The following is an 18,015-nucleotide window of genomic DNA, read 5'->3' as shown; positions in this document are numbered from 1 at the left end:
TCGCTCATCCCTCGCTGCACGCGAGGAGTTGCCCGAACGCGAGGCCGCCGTCGTTGGGCGGCAGTCGGTGGTGGGTGATCACGGTGAAGCCGTTGTCGCGCAGCAGCGCACACGATCGCGCGAGCAGCAGGGCGTTCTGGAAAACGCCGCCGGACAGGGCGACGACCGTCGCCGGGGCGGCGTAGCGAGCCGCGAGCTCGAGCACCAGCCGGGCGACGGCGGCGTGGAACCGGGCGCCCACCACCTGGGCGGGTGCGCCCGCGCGCACGTCGGCGACCACATCCGCGAGCACCGGTGCGGGATCGATCAGGGCGGGATCACCATCGACCAGCGGGAACCGGTATGCGGCGGCGCCTTCGGCGCCCGCCCGGGACAACCCTTCCAGCTCGATGGCCGCCTGCGCTTCGTAGTCGACGACGTGCCGCACGCCGCACAGCGAGGACACCGCGTCGAACAGCCGGCCCATGCTGGACGTGGGAGCGCAGCCCCAACCGGTCCGGAGCTGGTGGGCCAGCACCGAACGCTCGGCGGGCGGACATGCCGCGACCGCCGGAATGTCCTCGGTCCACTCGATCCCGGCCGACCGCAGATGCGCCAGCGCCATGCGGTAGGGCCTGCGCACCGCGAGATCGCCGCCGGCCAGCGGCACGTATTTCAGATGGGCCAAGCGGCGATAGCCCTTGTAACCCGCGAGCAGCACCTCACCGCCCCACACCGCCGCGTCCGGTCCGTATCCGGTGCCGTCGAAGGCGATGCCGACCACCTGGTCGCTCGCGCCGAGTCCGTGCTCGCCCATGACCGCGGCGATGTGCGCGTGGTGGTGCTGGACGGTGTACACGGCTCGCTCACCCGCGTGCCTGCGCGCCCACGCGGTGGAGCGGTAGCCGGGATGCGCGTCGGCGACCAGTTGGGCGGGCCGCACCCCGGTGAGTTCCTCGAGGTGGCGCTGGGCCGCGTCGAAGGAGCGCAGCGTCGCCAGATCGTCCATGTCGCCGATGTGCTGGCTCAGCCAGGCGTATCGACCGTCGGCCACCGCGCATGTGTTCTTGAGGTCCGCGCCGACGGCGAGCGTCGGCGGCAGTGGAACCGGCAGCAGCAGCGGCAGCGGCGCGTACCCGCGCGAGCGCCGGACGGGCAGTTCGCGGCCGTCGAGCGAACGCACCACCGAGTCGTCACAGGGCACCAGGATGCGCCGGTTGTGCGTCAGCCAGCCGTCGGCCAGCCCGGCCAGCCGGGTGCGGGCGTCCTCGTCCTGGTAGCAGATCGGCTCGCCGCCGAGGTTGCCGGAGGTCATCACCAGCACCTGCGGGCCGGGCGGGTCGCCGGGCAGACCGAACAGCAACAGATGCAGCGGGGTGTAGGCGAGCATGACGCCCAGGTCCGGGTTGCCGGGTGCCACCGAGGGAGCCGGGATCGGGCGGCACGCCCGCGCCGCGCCCGCCGACACGGTGTCATCACCCGGCTGAGCGGCGCGGATCGAATCGGCTGCGGAAGAGGAGGATTCCCCGGCCGCGGACCGGCGAGCGAGAAGCACGATCGGGCGAGCCGGGCTGGTCAGCAGCGTCGCGGCGGCGTCGTCGACGGCGACGATGGCCCTGGCCGTTGCGAGATCCGGCACCATCACGGCGAACGGCTTGTCCCCGCGGCGTTTGCGCCTGCGCAGCTCGGCCACGGCCGTCTCGTCGGTGGCGTCGCAGGCCAGGTGGTAGCCGCCGATGCCTTTGACCGCCAGGATGCCGCCCGCGCGCAGCAGCTGCCGCGCCGCCGTCAGGGGCGCACCGGCTCCCGGCCCCGCGTATCCGAGGGTGGGACCGCAGTCGGGGCAGGCGATCGGTTGCGCGTGGAAGCGACGGTCGGCCGGATCGGCGTATTCCCGCGCGCACCGGTTGCACATGGCGAAGTCGGCCATCGACGTCCGCTCGCGGTCGTAGGGCAGACTCGCGATGATGGTGAAACGCGGACCGCAATTGGTGCAGTTGACGAACGGATGGCGATAACGGCGGTCCCTGGGATCGCGCAACTCGCGTTCGCAGTCCGCGCAGATCGCGACATCGGGAGAGGCCAGCGTGCGGCCACCGCCGTCGCGGGTGGTGCCCGCGATGTGGAAGCCGGTGCCGCCACGCACCGGGATGTCGGCCTGCTCGACCGCCTCGACCACCGCCAGCGGCGGCGGGCGCAGCCGCAGCCGCTCGGCGAACCGGTCCAGATCCGGCGGGGCTCCCTCGATTTCGATGACGACGCCACTGCTGTCGTTGCCGACGCTGCCGGACAGGGACAGCTCGGCGGCGGTGGTGTAGACGAACGGGCGGAACCCGACGCCTTGGACCACACCGCGCACGAGCAGACGACGCCGCAGCCGCTGGGTGGTCATGGCAGGTCTCCGCGTTGCAGCAGGCGCAACCCGTCCAGCGCCGCCGTGGCCCCGGCCTCGTCGGTCTTCTCCACCGCGAAGCCCATGTGGATGATCACCCAGTCACCCGGCTGGGCCGGATCCTCGTCGAGCAGGCCGATGTTCACCTTCCGCTGCTCGCCGGACACCTCGACCAGCGCGATCTGGCCGTGGTAGCCGTCGGGGATCGCCAGCACGCGTCCCGGGATGCCCAGACACATCGTCAGTCCTCCTGTCGCGCTGTGGCCCGCCGCGGCGGCCCGGAACCATCGGGTGCACCGGAGGACAGCAACTCGGCGAGCACACCGCCCACGGCCGCCACCGCCTCGTCCACCGCCGCGGCGACCGGCTCGGACAAGCCGATGCCCTCCGCCACGCAGGCGACCTGGCAGCCGATCACCACGGTGGGTGGGAGCGCACCGCCCAGGGCGCGCACTCCGGCGAAGACCGCGTCCGGGCTCATCGCGTGCGCGTCGAGATGCGCGGCGCCGGTGTCCTCCGGCGCGGCGGCGAACACCTCGATCCGGCCGGGTGCGCCGCGATCGGGCAGCGCGTCGATCAGCACCAGCGCGTCCCAATGATCGAGCAGGTCGTAGGCGAGGTGCATGCCGCGGATGCCGTAATCCACCGCGCGCACGCCCGGGTCGGGGTGGAGCGGCAGCCGCCGCACCACCTCGGGTCCGAATCCGTCGTCGCCGAGGAAGATGTTGCCGATCCCGGCGATCAGCACCGCGCCCGTGGAATCACCCCTCTTCCTCGGTCGGCGTTGTCGCGCCGCCCACCCGCGCGTCGTCGACCTTCCCGGTCGCCGTCTCGGAGGGGGCGTTGGCGGTCTCCTTGCGCTCGTCGTAGGGCGGCGCCGCCGATTCGGTGCCGGGCGGGGCTTGCGAGGTGAACTCGGTGCCCTTCTTGGCGTCGTCGGAGTGCGCGGAGGTCATTTCCTCGTGATCGATGTGCCCCGGCTCCCGATCCGCCGGTCCCCCGGCCGCGACGTCGGCGCCGGTGTCGCGCGAACCCGGTGCGCCCCGTGCCGATTGCGGCTCTTCGCGATGCTCAGCCATGATGCTCCTTTCCGGTCGGCCGCTACATGTGCCGGATCTTGAGGTAACGCCGCAGATCCGGGATCGAGCGCACGCCGAGATACACTCCCGCCGCCACCAGCACGGCGACGACGGTTGTCGACACCACTCCCACGGTTTCCATAGCGGACTTCCTTTCACTTCTCGGTGCCGTCGAGCGGCTCCACTTCGTCGGGGGCGAAATACAGGTAGCGGCCATACCATTCGTGCAACTCGGCCGCCGGGTCGTCGTCCAGCACGACCCCGACGTGCGCCTGCCCGTCCACGTCCTCGTGGACCGAGACGACCCGGGCACACCGGTCGTCGAAGAACAGATCCTGGGCGTCGGCCCGCCGCGACGGATGCAGTCGGACCCTGCTGCCCTTGCGCACGAGCACACCCGCGACCGGCACCGCGTCGAGGTCGGGGCGTACGGCCTCGTCGGCCGACGGGTCCCACCAATCGAGGCCTTCGGGGATCTCCGGGATCAGTCCCGGGCCTTCGGCGTGGGGGTCGCGCAGCACCCCGTGCAGCTGTCGCATCGCGTCGGGTGACATGGCTTCGCAGCGGTCGATGATCTCCGCCGCGCGCGGATCGGTGGCGCGCGCCCGTGCCTTCTCCGCGTCGGTCATCGTGAGGATCCGCAGCGTGAGGATCTCGTCGATCTCGGTCGAGTCGAACAGCGCGCCTTCGCTCTGCTCCGCGATCTCCGGGTGGTCGTAGAGGATGATCGGCGAGATCAGCAGCATGCTGTAGTCGCCGGGTGGCCCCGCGAGCACCGGGAAGCAGCGGTACCGATCGCAGCGGGCGGCCGCGGCCACCGCGTCCGGCGGCGGTTCCAGCAGCGAGACGAACTCGCCGCCGGTGATCTCCGCGATGACGTGCGCGCCGATCAGCGAGCGTGCGATGGCGTCGCGCTGGTCGGTCGCGGGTTCGCCCACATTGCGCAGGATGACGGTAAGCCGCACGAAGCCGTCGTCCCGGTCGGCCGCGAGTTCCAGCTCGCCCGCCAGCGGCAGCCGGGTCCGCACGAGCGTGCCTCGCCCGGGGGCGGCGGCCGTGGCGATCTCCTCGGTGTCGCGGCCGCCCGGGATGTCCAGCGACCGCACGAGGCGGCCCGGCGGGACCGGACCGATGACGACCTCCTGCTCGACCGCCTCGTCCCAGGACAGCCACGACCGCTCACCGTCGGACCACTCGGCGACGGACGCGCCGCCGGCGTCCATCACTTGGCGGCGCTGGAGCTGGAGGAACCGGACGGTCAGGGTGATCTCCGGATTTTCGCCGGGAGCGACCAGGCACTGCGCCGACAGTGCCTGCTCCTCACCGAGCCCTGCGGCGGCGGCTCCGCGCGGCCCCAGCACGCCGAACTGCCATCGCGACTGGTTCTTGCGCGCGTCGGCCCGGTAGGGGTAGAGCAAGTAGCCCTCGTAGAGCACCGCGTCGGCAACGGCACGAGCGCGGGCGCGGGCGTCGGCGGTCGTCACGGCGTCTCCTCGGTGCTGGTCAGCAGGCGGGTCACCGCGTCGTCGAAACCGGGCAGGCCGTGGCCGGACTTGTAGGCGGCCAGCGCGCGGAGGGTGTCGTTGTGCAGCCGCACCCACCCGGAATTCGGGAAGTACGCGGACATCAGGTTCTGCCACACCGCCACGGGCATCTCGAACTTGTCCTCGCGGTCCCACGGGATCTGCTGGATGGCGAATCCCGTACTGCCCCGGATGAATACGGTTCCGCTGAACAGGAAGAGCAACGGAACCACACCCTCGCGCAACGCGTGCAGGTATTTCGACCCGGTCACCTCGAAGTCGTAGGTGCACGGCATCGGCAGATCCACTTCGGCGCCGCCGGTGAAACCCGGAATCATGGTGGCGCAGTGCATCCAGAGAAACGAACGCTGGGTCTCGTGCCACCGTTCGCGCGGACCGAACAGATCGACCAGGCCCGCGGCCTCCTCGTCGGAGTAGCCGCGGCGGAACGGCTCGATGCGCACCTGCGCCCGCAGGGCGATGGCGTGCACGGGTTCCTCCGCGAGCGCGGCGATGCCGACCCGCGCGGACAGGATCGGCGCGACGGCATACGGCTCGGGTTTCATCTCGAGCACGGCGAACGTCGTCGAGTACACCGGGCTCATGCCGCACCCCCGGCTCGAGCGCGGGCCGACGTCTCGGCGAAGAACTGTTCCAGATACCGGTGCACGTCCTGACCGCCGTCGAAGCCGTGCCACAGCAGCCGCATCCGGCCGACGAACTCGTAACAGGCGTCGATCGGCAGCAGCAGGCAGGCCGCCTGTTCGGCGCGGCGGTCGGGCACCCGGATGAGCAGCGCTTCCACGTCCGGAGCGAGCACATCCAGCTCGGGATGGCGGTGCAGGATCGCGTTCCATTGCTCCAGCGGCAATTCCGATTCCGTCGCGCCCGCGGGCCCGGGATAGAACGCCACCGTCCGCTCCAGCGCGGAATTGCGGAAGAAGAACGCCAGGCTCACCGGGATCTCCAGCGCGTCCCACTCCGCCCGGCTGATCGTGAAATCGGGGAACGCGAGATACCGATCCGGCACCGCTCGATAGCGCAGCGCCGCGTCCTGGTCGACGAACAGCAGATAGCAGCCGCGGCACACGCACATCAGCTGTCTGCCTTCGACGTTCACGACGTGCCCGTGCTGCTCGGCGATCGGCTCCGCGCACATCTCGCACCGTTCGCCGGGCCGGGGAGCGGGCCCGCGGTCGGCGGCGATTCGCTGGAGCGCGCGAAACGGTGTGCTCACCCGTGCACCCCCACCGGCACCGCCACCGACAGTTCGCCGGATCGCACGAGCACGGGAAGCGGCTCGAGATGCCCGTCGCCGTCGACCCGGGCGCCCGCGTGCACCACGTCGTAGTGCGCCCGGCAGGTGGGGCACCGCAGCACCGCGTCACCGGCCGGGAATCCCACGCGCCGTTCCAGCACCGCGCCCGCGAGCGAGCCGTCGCACCCGGGACAGTGGTCCCGGTAGGCGTACAGCTCCTCGCCCACCCGGCAGGCCAGCACGGTCAGCCCGGCGACGTCGAAACCGCCCACCTCGCCCGCGCTCAACTCGGCCAGTTCGGGGACCGCGACCCAGTTGCCGGACCGTGCGCCGTCCGCGCGCACGCGGGAGAACAGCGAGTCGGCGGAGATCACCCCCGCCGACTCCGTCTGCGCGGCCACGACTTCGATGGACTCGATTTCCGGCGCCGCCGCCCGCACCGCGTCCTCGACGGCCAGTTCGAGCGTCACCGACGAGGACGGACAGCTCTTACAGCTACCCGCCAGTTCCAAGCGGACCACCCCGTCGACGATGTCGACCAGGTGGACATCGCCACCGTGCGAACCGAGGTAGGGGCGCACGCTGTCCAGCGCGGTGCGCACCCGGGTGGACACATCGTGCGGATGCAACCCGTGCACGAGCAGCAGGCTGGCGACCAGATCGTCGCGGGCCAACCGCTCGACCGCGCCCGCGTCGAGCAGCGCGACCGCGCGAGTCAGCCCCGCGCCGTAGAGTCCGACCAGTTCGCGCACCAGTTGCTCGGCGCGCTCGCGGGCGAGCGCACCGCCCGCCGAACTCGCCTCGAGCAAGGTCTCGATGCGATCGCCGGCTTCCCGCCACCGGGCCTCACCGAATGTCGCGTCGTCCTGGTCGTCCGGGCGATCCTCCACCGTCACCTCCGGTCGTTTCGCCCGACGCGGACTCACTCGGGAGTGAGCGTCTGCGTCGGTGAGTGCAGTTTCTCCAGCGACTTTCCGTTGCCGAGGTACATGTGCACGCCGCACGGCAGGCACGGATCGAAACTGCGCACCGTGCGCATGACGTCGATGCCCTTGAAGTGCTCGCGGTCGTTCTCCTCGAAGATCGGCTGGCCCTGCACCGCGTCCTCGTAGGGGCCGGGCGTGCCGTAGCTGTCGCGCGGGCTGGCATTCCACGGCGTCGGCGGATACGGGTGGTAGTTGGCGATCTTGCCGTCCCGGATCACCATGTGATGCGACAGCACGCCGCGCACCGCCTCGGTGAAACCGCAGCCGATGCCTTCCTCGGGGACCTCGAACTTCTCCCAGGTCTTGGTGTGGCCGGCCCGGATCTCCGCCATCGCCTTCTCCGCGAAGTGCAGCGCGCAGGCCGCCGCGTACGCCTGGAAATAGGTGCGCGCGCGGTTGCGCTCGAGGGTGTTGCTGCCGTGCACCGGGATCTTCCACTCCAGCGTGACCGGGCCTTTGAGCGCGGTCTTGGGCAGGTTGATCTGCACGCTGTTCCCGGTCGACTTCACGTACCCGATGTCGACCAGGTTGGCCAGCGCCGTAGACCACAGCCGGGCCAGCGGGCCGCCCCCGGTGTCCAGCGAGAGGTGGTCGGTGCCGTCGAACCAGCGTGGCGACATCACCCAGCTGTATTTCTCGTCCAGGTCTCGCTTCTGCGGCCGGGGGTTGGTGTGCTGGTTCCAGGGATGGCGCCGGTCCACCGGGTTGCCCAGCGGATCGGTCTTCACGAACATCTCCTGATCGGTCCAGTCCTCGTAGTACGAACTGCCCAGCAGGATCCGCAGGCCCAAGTTGATGTCGACCAGGGAGGTGGTCAGCAGTTTGCCGTCGACCACGACGCCGGGGGTGACGAACATCTTGCGTCCCCAGTCCTCCATGTCCTTGTACTCGAAATTGCAGAACTCCGGGTCCTGGAACGAGCCCCAGCAACCCAGCAGCGTGCGCCGCAGACCGACTTTCTCGTAGCCCGGCAGCGCCTCGTAGAAGAAGTCGAACAGGTCGTCGTGCATCGGCACGACCTTCTTCATGAACTCCACGTAGCGCATCAGCCGGGACAGGTAATCGGTCATCAACTGGATCGTCGCGACCGTGCCGGGCCCCCCGGGATACAGCGTGGACGGGTGGACGTGCCTGCCTTCCATCAGGCAGAACATCTCCCGGGTGATCCGGCTGACCTGCAACGCCTCCCGGTAGAACTCACCGGTGAACGGGTTGAGCGCCCGCATGATGTCGGCGATCGTGCGATACCCGTGGTCGCCCGCGTGCGGCGCCTCGGTGTTCTCCGCCCTGGCCAGCACGCCCGGGTTGGTTTCGGAGACCATCTTCTCGCAGTAGTCCACGCCGACCAGGTTCTCCTGGAAGATGTTGTGGTCGAACATGTATTCGGCGGCCTCGCCCAGATTCACGACCCACTCGCCGAGGTGCGGCGGGCGCACGCCGTAGGCCATGTTCTGGCAGTAGCACGAACAGGTGGCGTGGTTGTCACCGCAGATGCCGCAGATGCGGCTGGTGATGAAGTGCGCGTCGCGCGGGTCCTTGCCCTTCATGAAGATCGAATAGCCGCGGAAGATGGACGAGGTGCTGTGGCACTCGACCACCTCCCGGTTCTCGAAGTCGATTTTGGTGTAGATGCCGAGGCTACCGACGATGCGGGTGATCGGGTCCCACGCCATCTCGACGAGACGGTCCGGCTCGATCGTCCGGTGCGACGGCTCCGGGATGATCTGTGTCATCAGAGATCCTCCTACCAAGTGCGGGTCGCGCCGGTCTCCAGCTTCCGGCCCCGGTGCCGCCAGTGCGGCTCCTTGTCGACGGTGCGTCCGGTGATGTGACGGAGGCTGCGGATCACCGATCCGTAGAGCCCCGATGCGCTGGACGAGAACTTCCCGCCGGGCGGTTCGTCCATGAACGGCATGAACTTGTCCGGGAAGCCCGGCATGGTGCAGCCGATGCAGATACCGCCGACGTTCGGGCAACCACCCAGGCCGTTGATCCAGCCGCGCTTGGGAACGTTGCACTTGACCACGGGCCCCCAGCAGCCGAGCTTCACAATGCATTTCGGCGAGCCGTACTCGGTGGCGAACTCACCCTGCTCGTAGTAGCCCGCCCGGTCGCAGCCCTCGTGCACGGTCGCCCCGAACAGCCACTTGGGCCGCAACGCCTCGTCGAGCGGGATCATCGGCGCCTGTCCGGTCGCCATGTAGAGCAGATAGGTGAGCGTCTCCGACAGGTTGTCCGGCTGGATCGGGCAACCCGGCACGCACACGATCGGAATACCCGCCTTGCTCTTCCAGTCCCAGCCGAGATAATCCGGCACGCCCATCGCGCCGGTCGGGTTGCCCGCCATCGCGTGGATGCCGCCGTAGGTCGCGCAGGTGCCCGCCGCCACGATGGCCGTGGCCTTCGGCGCGAGACGATCCAGCCATTCGCTGGTCGTCATGGGCTGTCCGGTGGCGGGATTGTTGCCGAACCCGCACCAGTAGCCCTCTTCCTTGAGTTGCTCGTTCGGGATCGAGCCCTCGACCACCAGAACGAACGGCTCGAGTTCCCCGCGGTCGGCCTTGAAGAACCACTCCAGGAAATCATCGGCGCCGCCGTTCGGGCCGCACTCGAAGTCGATGAGCGGCCAGTGCACGGCGATCTTGGGCAGACCGGGCAGGGCGCCGAGAGCGATTTCTTCGATGCTCGGCTGCGTGGCCGCCGTCAAGGCGACCGAGTCACCGTCACAACTGAGCCCGGCGTTGATCCAGAGGACGTGGATCAGCGTTTCTTCGGCTCGTACTGCTTCCTGAGTGGGCATATCTCGCCACCTTCCGCAGCGGACCACCGGGGGCCGAATCTCGCCTTTCTCGAAGAAGGGGTCACCCGTCGATGTGATCCTGATCACTTCACCTTAAGCGCGCCCGGCGGCTTCCTCAAGAGCCGCCGAACCGGCCGCGCGACGCCGCTCGGCCAGCCAGTCATACCAGGTAGACAGGCCTGCGCCGCTGCTCACGGACAGCGGAAGGACCTCGACGCCGGGATGTATCGAATGGATGTATTCCCGGCATCGGTCCAGATCGAAATCGACATACGGCAGCAGATCGGTCTTGTTCACCAACACCAGTCCTGCCGCCTGGAACATGTGCGGATACTTCAGCGGTTTGTCGGTCCCCTCGGTCACCGAGATGACGACCACCTTCTCCCGCTCCCCCAGGTCGAACAGCGCCGGGCAGACCAGATTGCCGACGTTCTCGACGAACAGCAGCGTGCCCGGCGCCGGGTCGAGCTTCTCCAGCGCGCGATACATCATCTCGGCGTCCAGGTGACATCCCGCGCCGGTGTTGACCTGCACGACCCGGCACCCTGTGGCCTGGATCCGTTCGGCGTCGAGCAATGTCGCCTGGTCGCCCTCGATCACCGCGATCGGAGTCCGGCCGGACTCGCGGATGGTGCGTTCCAGCAGACTGGTCTTGCCCGCGCCCGGCGAGCTGGTCATGTTGAGCGCGACGATGTCGCGCTCGGCCAGCCAGGCCCGGTTGCGCTGCGCCAGTTCGTCGTTCTTGGCCAGCACCTTCAGTTCCAGGCTGACGGTCTCGGTGGCGGGCACGTGGACGTGGTCGGCGTCCGGGCCGTGCGTGTGCTCATGGGGATGGGGGTGCTCATGGGCGTGGTCGTGCGCCTCGGAGTGCTGGTGGTCGTGCGGGACGCGAATCAGCGCGGCGTCGTCGTCGCCGCAACCGCAGGTTGCGCACATGCCTCACTCACCTCCATGGATCGGATACGCAGCTCGCGCCCGGAGCGGATCTCGACATCGGCGCTGCCGCAGGGACACAGCAGGATCGGGTCGGGCAGCGGGAACTCGGCTCCGCAGGTCCGGCACGCCCCTACCCCGGGGATCTCAACCAGGACCAGCTGCGCGCCCTCGGCTACCGTCGCCTCGGCCGCGACTTCGAAACAGAACCGCATGGCATCGGGCACGACGGCGCACAGCGCGCCGACCTCGACGGTGACGGAGTGCACCCGCCGGCCCGCCGCGTGCTCGCAGACGGCGTCGATGACGCTCTGCGTGATGGCCATCTCGTGCATCGCGACCTCGATTCCTCGAGCGGACAACCTTGAGGCTACTCCCGGGCAACCGCGGCGCGGACCCAATCTACGATGCTCGGCGAACGCATCTCCATGGCGTTACGCACGACGCCGGCCGGGGCGTGCTATCGGTGAAGCCACGGCCGGGATCCCCCTCCGGATCCCCGCCGCCCGGCAGCAAACATCTTGTGCTTACCCGAGCACCGACCCGTCACACCTGCGCCGCCGCGGAAGCTCAGTCGTGGTCGACCGCGCTGTGGACCGCGCCGCTGCTCGCATCGATCGTCACGTCGTACCGCACACCCGCGGGCGTGGTGAGCTCCACCTCCCAGACCGCGGTGCCGCGATCGGAGTCGAGTTCGGTGGACCGGACCCGCCCGCCGGGCACGGCCCGCACCGCCATGTCGATCGCCTGCTGCCTGCTGATCCCGGTGTCGGCCACCAGCGACCAGTCCCCCGCGGACGAGCGGAAGGCGACGGTGTGATCGCCCGGCCCGCCGGTGGCGACAGCGGCCAAGGCCGCGCTGAGACCGACGACGACGGCCGCGACGGCCGTGCCGACGAGGAGCCAGCGAAGACCGGCGTAGGCACGGCGGAAAACGGTTGTCATGCGAAACCTCCTGCGGGAGTGCTGATTCGAATGCGACTACGGTGACGTACGGAACTGAAGGCGAGCTGAAGCCACCTGAAGACGGTTTCAGGATCGGTCTGCCACTCTTGGTGGATGCGTCTGCTGATCGTGGAGGACGAGAAACGTCTGGCTCTCACACTGGCAAAAGGCTTGTCGGCCGAGGGATTCGCCGTGGATGTGGTGCACGACGGCGCCGAGGGGCTGCACCTGGCGACCACCACCGACTACGACCTGATCATCCTCGACATCATGCTGCCCGGCATGAACGGTTACCGGGTCTGCGCCGCGCTGCGCGCCGGGGGGCACGAGACACCGGTGCTCATGCTGACCGCGAAAGACGGCGAATACGACGAGGCCGAGGGGCTGGACACCGGAGCCGACGACTACCTCAGCAAGCCGTTCTCCTACCTCGTGCTGCTGGCCCGCATTCGCGCCCTGTTGCGCCGCCGAACCCGCGGCGGAGCACGGGTGCTGCGCGTCGGCGACCTGATCGTGGACCCGGGCACCCGGACCTGCCGGCGCGGCTCGCAGGATGTGACGCTCACCGCCAAGGAGTTCGCCGTGCTCGAGCACCTGGCCGTCCGCGCAGGGGAGGTGGTGTCGAAAGCCGATATCCTGCACCATGTCTGGGATTTCGCCTACGACGGGGATCCGAACATCGTCGAGGTCTACATCAGCACGTTGCGCCGCAAGATCGACGCGCCGTTCGGGCGCCGGACGATCACCACCGTCCGCGGCGCCGGATACCGGCTGGCAGCCGACCGTGCCTGAGCGGAGCAGGCGTGCGTGGTGGCGATCGGTCCGCACGCGCACCACGGTCGCGGCGACGGCGGTCGTCGCGGTGGCGCTGACGGCCGCCGGGCTCACGGTCCTGGCGGTACTGCGGCACAACCTGGTGCACAGCGCCGAATTGCAAGCGGAGACCACCGCGCGCGACGTAGCGACCCAGCTCGCCTCGGGCGCCGACCTCGCGCGATTGTCGCTTCCGGACGCCGAAGATCGACCGGTGCAGATCGTTTCGGTCGACCGCCGAGTCCTCGCGGCGGCTGACGAACTCGCGGGGAAACCTCCGATGGCCGACTTCGGGCCCCTCGCGAAGGCCTCCGAGGACCGAGACGACGAGGACGACGCAGATGACGAGGACGAGGACGAGGGGGAATCGGACGACGACGAAAGCCCCTCCCCGAGCACGGATCCCACGACGGCCGACGCGGAATTCGCCGACGTACGGCTGACGGTGGACACCGAGGACGGCCCGCACCCGTTCCGGGTCGCCGCCCTCGCGGTGACCACCCCCGGCGGACAGCCCGCAACCGTCTACGCGGGCTCCTCGCTGGAGACCGCCGACAGCGCGGTGGCGGACGCGCGGCAAGCGATGCTGATCGGCCTGCCGCCGCTGCTCGCCCTGGTCGCCCTGGTCACCTGGCTGGTCACCAGGCGCGCCCTGCGCCCGGTGGAGGCGATCCGCAGGCAGCTCGCCGAGATCATGGACGGCGATCTGTCCCGGCGCGTGCCCGAACCGGGCTCCCGCGACGAGATCGGCAGGCTGGCGACCACCACCAACGCCACGCTCGCCGCGCTGGAGGAATCCGGGGAGCGCCAGCGCCGGTTCATCGCCGACGCCGCCCACGAATTGCGCAGCCCCATCGCCAGCCTGCGCACCCAGCTCGAGGTAGCCCAGGCCCACCCCGACCTGCTGGAACTGGACGGCCTGATCGGCGACACCATCCGGCTGGAACACCTCGCGGCCGACCTGTTGCTCTTGGCCCGGCTCGACGCGGGCGAGCAACCGCGTGCGGATCGCGTGGACCTGACGGTCCTGGTTCGCGACGAACTGGAGCACCGTGCGGGCGACCGGGTGGCCGTGGAGATCGCGACCCCGGAGGACGCCGTCGTGGTCACCGGCAGCCGTACCCAGCTCGCGCGCGTCCTGGGCAACCTCGTCGACAACGCCCAGCGGCATGCCGCGAGCATCGTGCGGGTAGCCGTGCAGCACAGCGCCGACGGGCGGGCGACGCTGTCGGTCGGCGACGACGGCCCGGGTGTGCCGCCCGCCGATCGCGAGCGCATCTTCCAGCGGTTCGTCCGCTTGGACGACGCGCGCAGCCGCGACGAAGGCGGCGCGGGTCTGGGCCTGGCCATCGTCCGCGATGTCGTCGAACGCCACGGGGGCACCATCCGGGTTGTCGACGGCACGGCCGGCGGCGCCTGCTTCGTCGTAACCCTGCCCACTCGCGTCTGACTACCGAGCCCCTGTCAGCGGCGATATCGACTGGGGATTCGCTCAACCCCCGAGTGCGCTGCGCAAACGTTCGATGACGATCCTGCGGGCGGCCCGTCCTTCGGGGGTCGGCGTCAGCGGATAGACATGCGGCAGCCCCTGCCCGGCGTGGTAGTCCACCGTTACGCCGGCGCGACGTGCCGCGTCCACCAGCAGGCGCGTGTCCGGGTGCAGGATGTCGTCGGTGCCGCAGAAGACCGTCAGCGGACCGAGCCCGCGCAGGTCGGCGGCGAGCGGGCTGACCCTCGGGTCGGCGATCTCCAGGTCGCCCCGCCAGTGCTCGATGAGCACCCGAGTCCCCGCGACGCCCAGCCACGGGTCGCGGGGCTGCACGACCGGTATCTCCGGATTGCTCAGCGAGAGATCGAGGGCGGGTGCGATCAGCACGGTGCCCGGCAGCCGCACCCGATGCTCGTCCCGCAACACCACCGCGGCCGACAGAGCGATCTGCCCACCGGCGGAATCCCCTGCCAAACAGACGTTCTCGTAGGTTTCCCGGTTCGCGAGCACCAGGTCGACGAAGCCTTGGACGACTTGCGCGGCCGTCCCGAACGGAATCAGCGGGTAGACCGCGACAGTCACGGCCGCACCGGTTTCCGCGGCGACGGCCGCGCACAGTGCCCAATGCTGCGGTGCGATCTCGTGCACCCAGCCGCCACCGTGCGCGTACACGACATTCCCCCGAGGCCGCTGCCCGCGCGGAGTCAGCGTGTAGACCGGCCAGCCGCCGCGACGGTCCACCGTGATCGCCACATCCGCGCGCAGCCGGCGCGGCGGACCGTAGCGCCGGGGCCGCAGGCTCAGATCACGAACGCGCTCCCGCGCCGCGCCGACGTCGACGAATACCCGGTTGGCGCGCGTCGCCCTCAAATATCCGCGCACGACCTGGTTGGCCAGACTCGGCATCGCATCTCCTCCACTTCGGGTGATGGCCGGACGTCGAGTCCGTCGGCACCTCGGGAGGCGATTGTGCCCCAGGCGATGCCCGGGCCGACGGCGGCCCGAGCGTGACCCGCGCGCTGTCAGGAGAGTTTCAGGCTGCGCCCGATGATCTCCTTCATGATCTCGGTGGTGCCACCGTAGATGGTCTGGATGCGAGCATCCATGTAGGCCTTCGCGATCGGGTATTCCTTCATGTAGCCGTATCCGCCGTGCAGTTGCAGGCAGCGGTTGATCAAGTCGAGCTGCTCCTCGGTGCTCCACCACTTGGCCATCGCCGCGTCCTCGGCGGTCAGCTTGCCCTCGTTGAGCAGTTCGATGAACTTGTCCACCATCAGGCGCACGGCGGTGGTCTTGGTGGCCAGTTCGGCGAGCACGAAGCGGGTGTTCTGCAGCGCGCCGATCGGCTTGCCGAACGCCTTGCGGTCGCGGACGTACTGGACGGTCATGTCCAGGCAGGACTCCATGGCCGCCGCCGCCATGACGGCGATCGACAGCCGCTCCTGCGGCAGGTTCTGCATGAGGTGGATGAAGCCCATGCCCTCGGTGCCGAGCAGGTTCTTGCCGGGCACGCGCACGTCGGTGAAGCTCAGCTCGGCGGTGTCCTGGGCCTTGAGGCCGAGCTTGTCCAGGTTGCGGCCGCGCTCGAAGCCGGGCATGCCGCGCTCGACCACGAACAGGCTGAAGCCCATCGCGCCCTTCTCCGGGTCGGTCTGCGCCACCACGATCACGATGTCGGAGTTGATGCCGTTGGTGATGAAGGTCTTGGCGCCGTTGAGGATCCAGTCGTCCCCGTCGCGCACCGCGCGGGTCTTGATGCCCTGCAGATCCGAACCGGTGCCCGGTTCGGTCATCGCGATCGCGGTGATGATCTCGCCCGCGCAGAAACCGGGCAACCAGCGCTGCTTCTGCTCCTCGTTGGCCAACTCGAGCAGGTAAGGCGCGATCACATCGTTGTGCAGCGAGAAGCCGAGACCGGAGTACTGGCCGCGCACCGACTCCTCCGAGACGATGGCGTTGTAGCGGAAATCCTTCACCCCGCCGCCGCCGTACTGCTCCGGCATGGCCATGCCGAGAAAGCCCTGCTTGCCCGCCTCGAGCCAGACCTCCCGGTCGACGATGCCCTGCTCCTCCCACTTCGCGTGATTCGGCGCGACGTGCTGAGCGAGAAACTTGCGGAACGACTCCCGGAACAGTTCGTGTTCGGGTTCGAACAGTGTGCGTTCCACGCCAACCTCCTAGTGACCACACCGGCCGGTCCACACCGACCAGTCGTTGCCCCATACCGTACCCGGAAGGAGAATCCGTGTTCACTTCTGGGGCCAGAACCATGGTCTCACCAGGAGCGGCGGCACGGGTCGGGATCAGCAGGCGAGATTCCCCGCAAACGATCGGGAACTCGGGAGCGGTGGGGGACGCCAACGCCGGGCATCGCTGGATTCACCCCGATTCTTCGGCGAGGTCGGCCGATCGCCGGTCCGGTGGCCGCTACGCGGCAGCTCGAGGCTGTCCGCTACCGGCTCTTTCCCGCTGGTAGTGCCAGAGCGCGCGTCGGTCGGCGGCGAACACTCGAGCCAGCCCACGTATGCGTGCGTGAGCGGACGCTCTGACGCGCAACCGGTGCACCACGGCCGCCCCGCCGTCACGGACGCCTTCTGCGCCCCTCGGCTTCGCGACGACCGGGACTTCACGGAGGCGCGGACCAATCCCACTCCGGCGCCATCACGCGGCGCAATCACATCCAGCTGCGTCCGACGGGCTGACCTGCCGATCGAGCCGCTGGACACATGGCATCGGCGCCGCGAACCGCGGCGTACCGACCGGACTCGGAGCGCATCCGACGTCGACTTCGTCCCGCTCAGCGGCGACTACACCGGAGCGGCCCTATGCCCCGGCTCGGTCGGATCGGTAGTCACCGGATCGAGAACCGGGGTAGGACCGGACAGCGAACCCGTCAGAGGTTCAGCCAACCCCGCACACGACCCACCAAGGTGCGGCCTTGGTCCCGCGCCCGTTCGGCGAAGAGGAAGTTCATCTCCTTCTCCAGCGCCTTGCGCACCACGTCGCGGAATTCGACCGCGGCGGCGTGCATGTCGCCCGCGTCGCGCCAGGGCGCCGGGTCGATGGGCGCGCCCGCGGAGAAATAGAACCGCTCCGGCCGCGGGATCACGGTGGGACCGACTCCGCGGATGAGCGGCGGGGTGAGGTCGCGGCTGAGGCCGAGCGCTTCCACGGTCCAGCGCAGCGGGCGAAGGATCGGATGGTCGCCGTCCACCACGATGTCGTAGGCGTCGTCGACGCCGATCATCGCGACCGGCACGATGGGCGCGCCCGCTTCGATGGCCATGCGCGCGAAGCCGCTGCGCCCTTCCCACTTCAGCAGGTACTTCTCGTTCTTGCGGCGCACCGCCTCCCGGCCGCCACCGGGGAACACCATCACGGCCTCGCCGCGCCGCAGCAGGGCCAGACAGTTGGACCGAGTCCCGCGCACCGCGCCGTAGTGGTGCAGCAGGTGACGGATACCGGGCACATTGATCAGCACGTTCTCGGCGAGACCGCGGATCAGGCGGCCACGGCGGCGCAGCACCTCGGGCAGCAGCATCGGCGCGTCGATGCCGCCCAGCAGGTTGTGGTTACCGACCAGCAGCACCGGGCCGTCGGCGGGGATGTTCTCCAGGCCGTAGAAACGCGGGCTGGTCCACGCGCGCAGCGGCGCGAGCAGGGTGTCGATCACCCGCAGATCGGTGTCGGTCAGCGCGACCGACAGGGGCGCACCGTCGGTGAGCGCCGGATCGGCGCTGCGCGCGGCGCCGGAGCGCCGGGTGCGGGAATCGGAGCGGGCGTCCGACATGAACCCTCCTGATGTCGATTCGATGACG

At 69.5% G+C, this 18,015-nt stretch carries 19 protein-coding genes; 2 read left to right on the top strand and 17 right to left on the bottom strand.

Annotated features, from left to right (window positions below; translation table 11 throughout):
* Nucleotides 1-4: 4 nt before the first annotated feature.
* The 14 genes from ACZ6DL_RS03505 to ACZ6DL_RS03440 all read right to left on the bottom strand — a co-directional run bounded on the left by ACZ6DL_RS03505 (nt 5) and on the right by ACZ6DL_RS03440 (nt 11,895).
* Nucleotides 5-2,371: a carbamoyltransferase HypF gene (locus tag ACZ6DL_RS03505; RefSeq protein WP_466048742.1), complete on the bottom strand. Its 2,367-nt coding sequence runs from the start codon at nt 2,369-2,371 to the stop codon at nt 5-7.
* Nucleotides 2,368-2,610 (bottom strand): HypC/HybG/HupF family hydrogenase formation chaperone, encoded by a 243-nt coding sequence (locus tag ACZ6DL_RS03500; RefSeq protein WP_466048741.1) that lies wholly within the window; start codon nt 2,608-2,610, stop codon nt 2,368-2,370. The genes ACZ6DL_RS03505 and ACZ6DL_RS03500 overlap by 4 nt, the downstream gene beginning before the upstream one ends.
* Nucleotides 2,611-2,612: 2 nt before the next feature.
* Nucleotides 2,613-3,119, bottom strand: a complete 507-nt coding sequence (locus ACZ6DL_RS03495; protein ID WP_466048740.1) for a hydrogenase maturation protease — start codon at nt 3,117-3,119, stop codon at nt 2,613-2,615.
* A gap of 13 nt (nt 3,120-3,132) precedes the next feature.
* Nucleotides 3,133-3,450 (bottom strand): hypothetical protein, encoded by a 318-nt coding sequence (locus tag ACZ6DL_RS03490; protein ID WP_063910407.1) that lies wholly within the window; start codon nt 3,448-3,450, stop codon nt 3,133-3,135.
* Nucleotides 3,451-3,472: 22 nt separating this feature from the next.
* Nucleotides 3,473-3,592, bottom strand: coding sequence for a DUF6893 family small protein (locus ACZ6DL_RS03485; protein ID WP_085994907.1), 120 nt, complete (start codon nt 3,590-3,592; stop codon nt 3,473-3,475).
* A 13-nt stretch (nt 3,593-3,605) separates the two neighbouring features.
* Nucleotides 3,606-4,934, bottom strand: a complete 1,329-nt coding sequence (locus ACZ6DL_RS03480; RefSeq protein WP_466048738.1) for a hypothetical protein — start codon at nt 4,932-4,934, stop codon at nt 3,606-3,608.
* On the bottom strand, nt 4,931-5,578 hold the full coding sequence (locus ACZ6DL_RS03475; RefSeq protein ID WP_466048737.1) for a DUF6084 family protein: 648 nt from the start codon (nt 5,576-5,578) through the stop codon (nt 4,931-4,933). The genes ACZ6DL_RS03480 and ACZ6DL_RS03475 overlap by 4 nt, the downstream gene beginning before the upstream one ends.
* The gene (locus ACZ6DL_RS03470) at nt 5,575-6,210 is read right to left on the bottom strand and encodes a DUF5947 family protein (RefSeq protein WP_040867907.1); all 636 of its coding nucleotides are present in this window, start codon (nt 6,208-6,210) and stop codon (nt 5,575-5,577) included. Before ACZ6DL_RS03470 ends, ACZ6DL_RS03475 begins: the two co-directional genes overlap by 4 nt.
* Nucleotides 6,207-7,121 carry a NifU family protein gene (locus tag ACZ6DL_RS03465; RefSeq protein WP_466049550.1) on the bottom strand — a complete coding sequence of 305 codons (915 nt, stop codon included), beginning with the start codon at nt 7,119-7,121 and terminating at the stop codon, nt 6,207-6,209. Before ACZ6DL_RS03465 ends, ACZ6DL_RS03470 begins: the two co-directional genes overlap by 4 nt.
* 32 nt (nt 7,122-7,153) lie before the next feature.
* A complete protein-coding gene (locus ACZ6DL_RS03460; protein WP_466048735.1) occupies nt 7,154-8,950 on the bottom strand; it encodes a nickel-dependent hydrogenase large subunit in 1,797 nt (598 codons plus the stop codon).
* An 11-nt stretch (nt 8,951-8,961) separates the two neighbouring features.
* The gene (locus tag ACZ6DL_RS03455) at nt 8,962-10,017 is read right to left on the bottom strand and encodes an NADH-quinone oxidoreductase subunit B family protein (protein ID WP_466048733.1); all 1,056 of its coding nucleotides are present in this window, start codon (nt 10,015-10,017) and stop codon (nt 8,962-8,964) included.
* Between the two features lie 93 nt (nt 10,018-10,110).
* Nucleotides 10,111-10,953, bottom strand: a complete 843-nt coding sequence (gene hypB, locus ACZ6DL_RS03450; protein WP_466048732.1) for a hydrogenase nickel incorporation protein HypB — start codon at nt 10,951-10,953, stop codon at nt 10,111-10,113.
* The gene (locus ACZ6DL_RS03445) at nt 10,911-11,285 is read right to left on the bottom strand and encodes a hydrogenase maturation nickel metallochaperone HypA/HybF (protein ID WP_466048730.1); all 375 of its coding nucleotides are present in this window, start codon (nt 11,283-11,285) and stop codon (nt 10,911-10,913) included. The genes hypB and ACZ6DL_RS03445 overlap by 43 nt, the downstream gene beginning before the upstream one ends.
* A gap of 235 nt (nt 11,286-11,520) precedes the next feature.
* Nucleotides 11,521-11,895: a PepSY domain-containing protein gene (locus ACZ6DL_RS03440; RefSeq protein WP_466048729.1), complete on the bottom strand. Its 375-nt coding sequence runs from the start codon at nt 11,893-11,895 to the stop codon at nt 11,521-11,523.
* A gap of 114 nt (nt 11,896-12,009) precedes the next feature.
* On the opposite strand from ACZ6DL_RS03440, the gene ACZ6DL_RS03435 reads away from it, so the two are divergent.
* Together ACZ6DL_RS03435 and ACZ6DL_RS03430 are read left to right on the top strand one after the other, a co-directional pair.
* Nucleotides 12,010-12,687, top strand: a complete 678-nt coding sequence (locus tag ACZ6DL_RS03435) for a response regulator (protein ID WP_040867915.1) — start codon at nt 12,010-12,012, stop codon at nt 12,685-12,687.
* Nucleotides 12,680-14,158 (top strand): sensor histidine kinase, encoded by a 1,479-nt coding sequence (locus ACZ6DL_RS03430; protein ID WP_466048727.1) that lies wholly within the window; start codon nt 12,680-12,682, stop codon nt 14,156-14,158. The genes ACZ6DL_RS03435 and ACZ6DL_RS03430 overlap by 8 nt, the downstream gene beginning before the upstream one ends.
* Before the next feature lie 42 nt (nt 14,159-14,200).
* Here ACZ6DL_RS03430 and ACZ6DL_RS03425 read toward each other — a convergent pair whose 3' ends face one another.
* From ACZ6DL_RS03425 to ACZ6DL_RS03415, 3 genes are all read right to left on the bottom strand, one after another.
* Complete coding sequence (locus tag ACZ6DL_RS03425; RefSeq protein WP_466048725.1) at nt 14,201-15,103, bottom strand: alpha/beta hydrolase fold domain-containing protein; 903 nt, start codon at nt 15,101-15,103, stop codon at nt 14,201-14,203.
* Nucleotides 15,104-15,219: 116 nt separating this feature from the next.
* Entirely contained in the window at nt 15,220-16,365 is a 1,146-nt protein-coding gene (locus ACZ6DL_RS03420; protein ID WP_466048723.1) for an acyl-CoA dehydrogenase family protein, read from the bottom strand.
* Between the two features lie 725 nt (nt 16,366-17,090).
* Complete coding sequence (locus ACZ6DL_RS03415) at nt 17,091-17,987, bottom strand: lysophospholipid acyltransferase family protein (protein ID WP_466048721.1); 897 nt, start codon at nt 17,985-17,987, stop codon at nt 17,091-17,093.
* Nucleotides 17,988-18,015 lie beyond the last annotated feature (28 nt).

Source organism: Nocardia sp. NPDC041819, from assembly GCF_055590505.1.
This window is presented reverse-complemented; position numbering and strand designations above follow the sequence as displayed.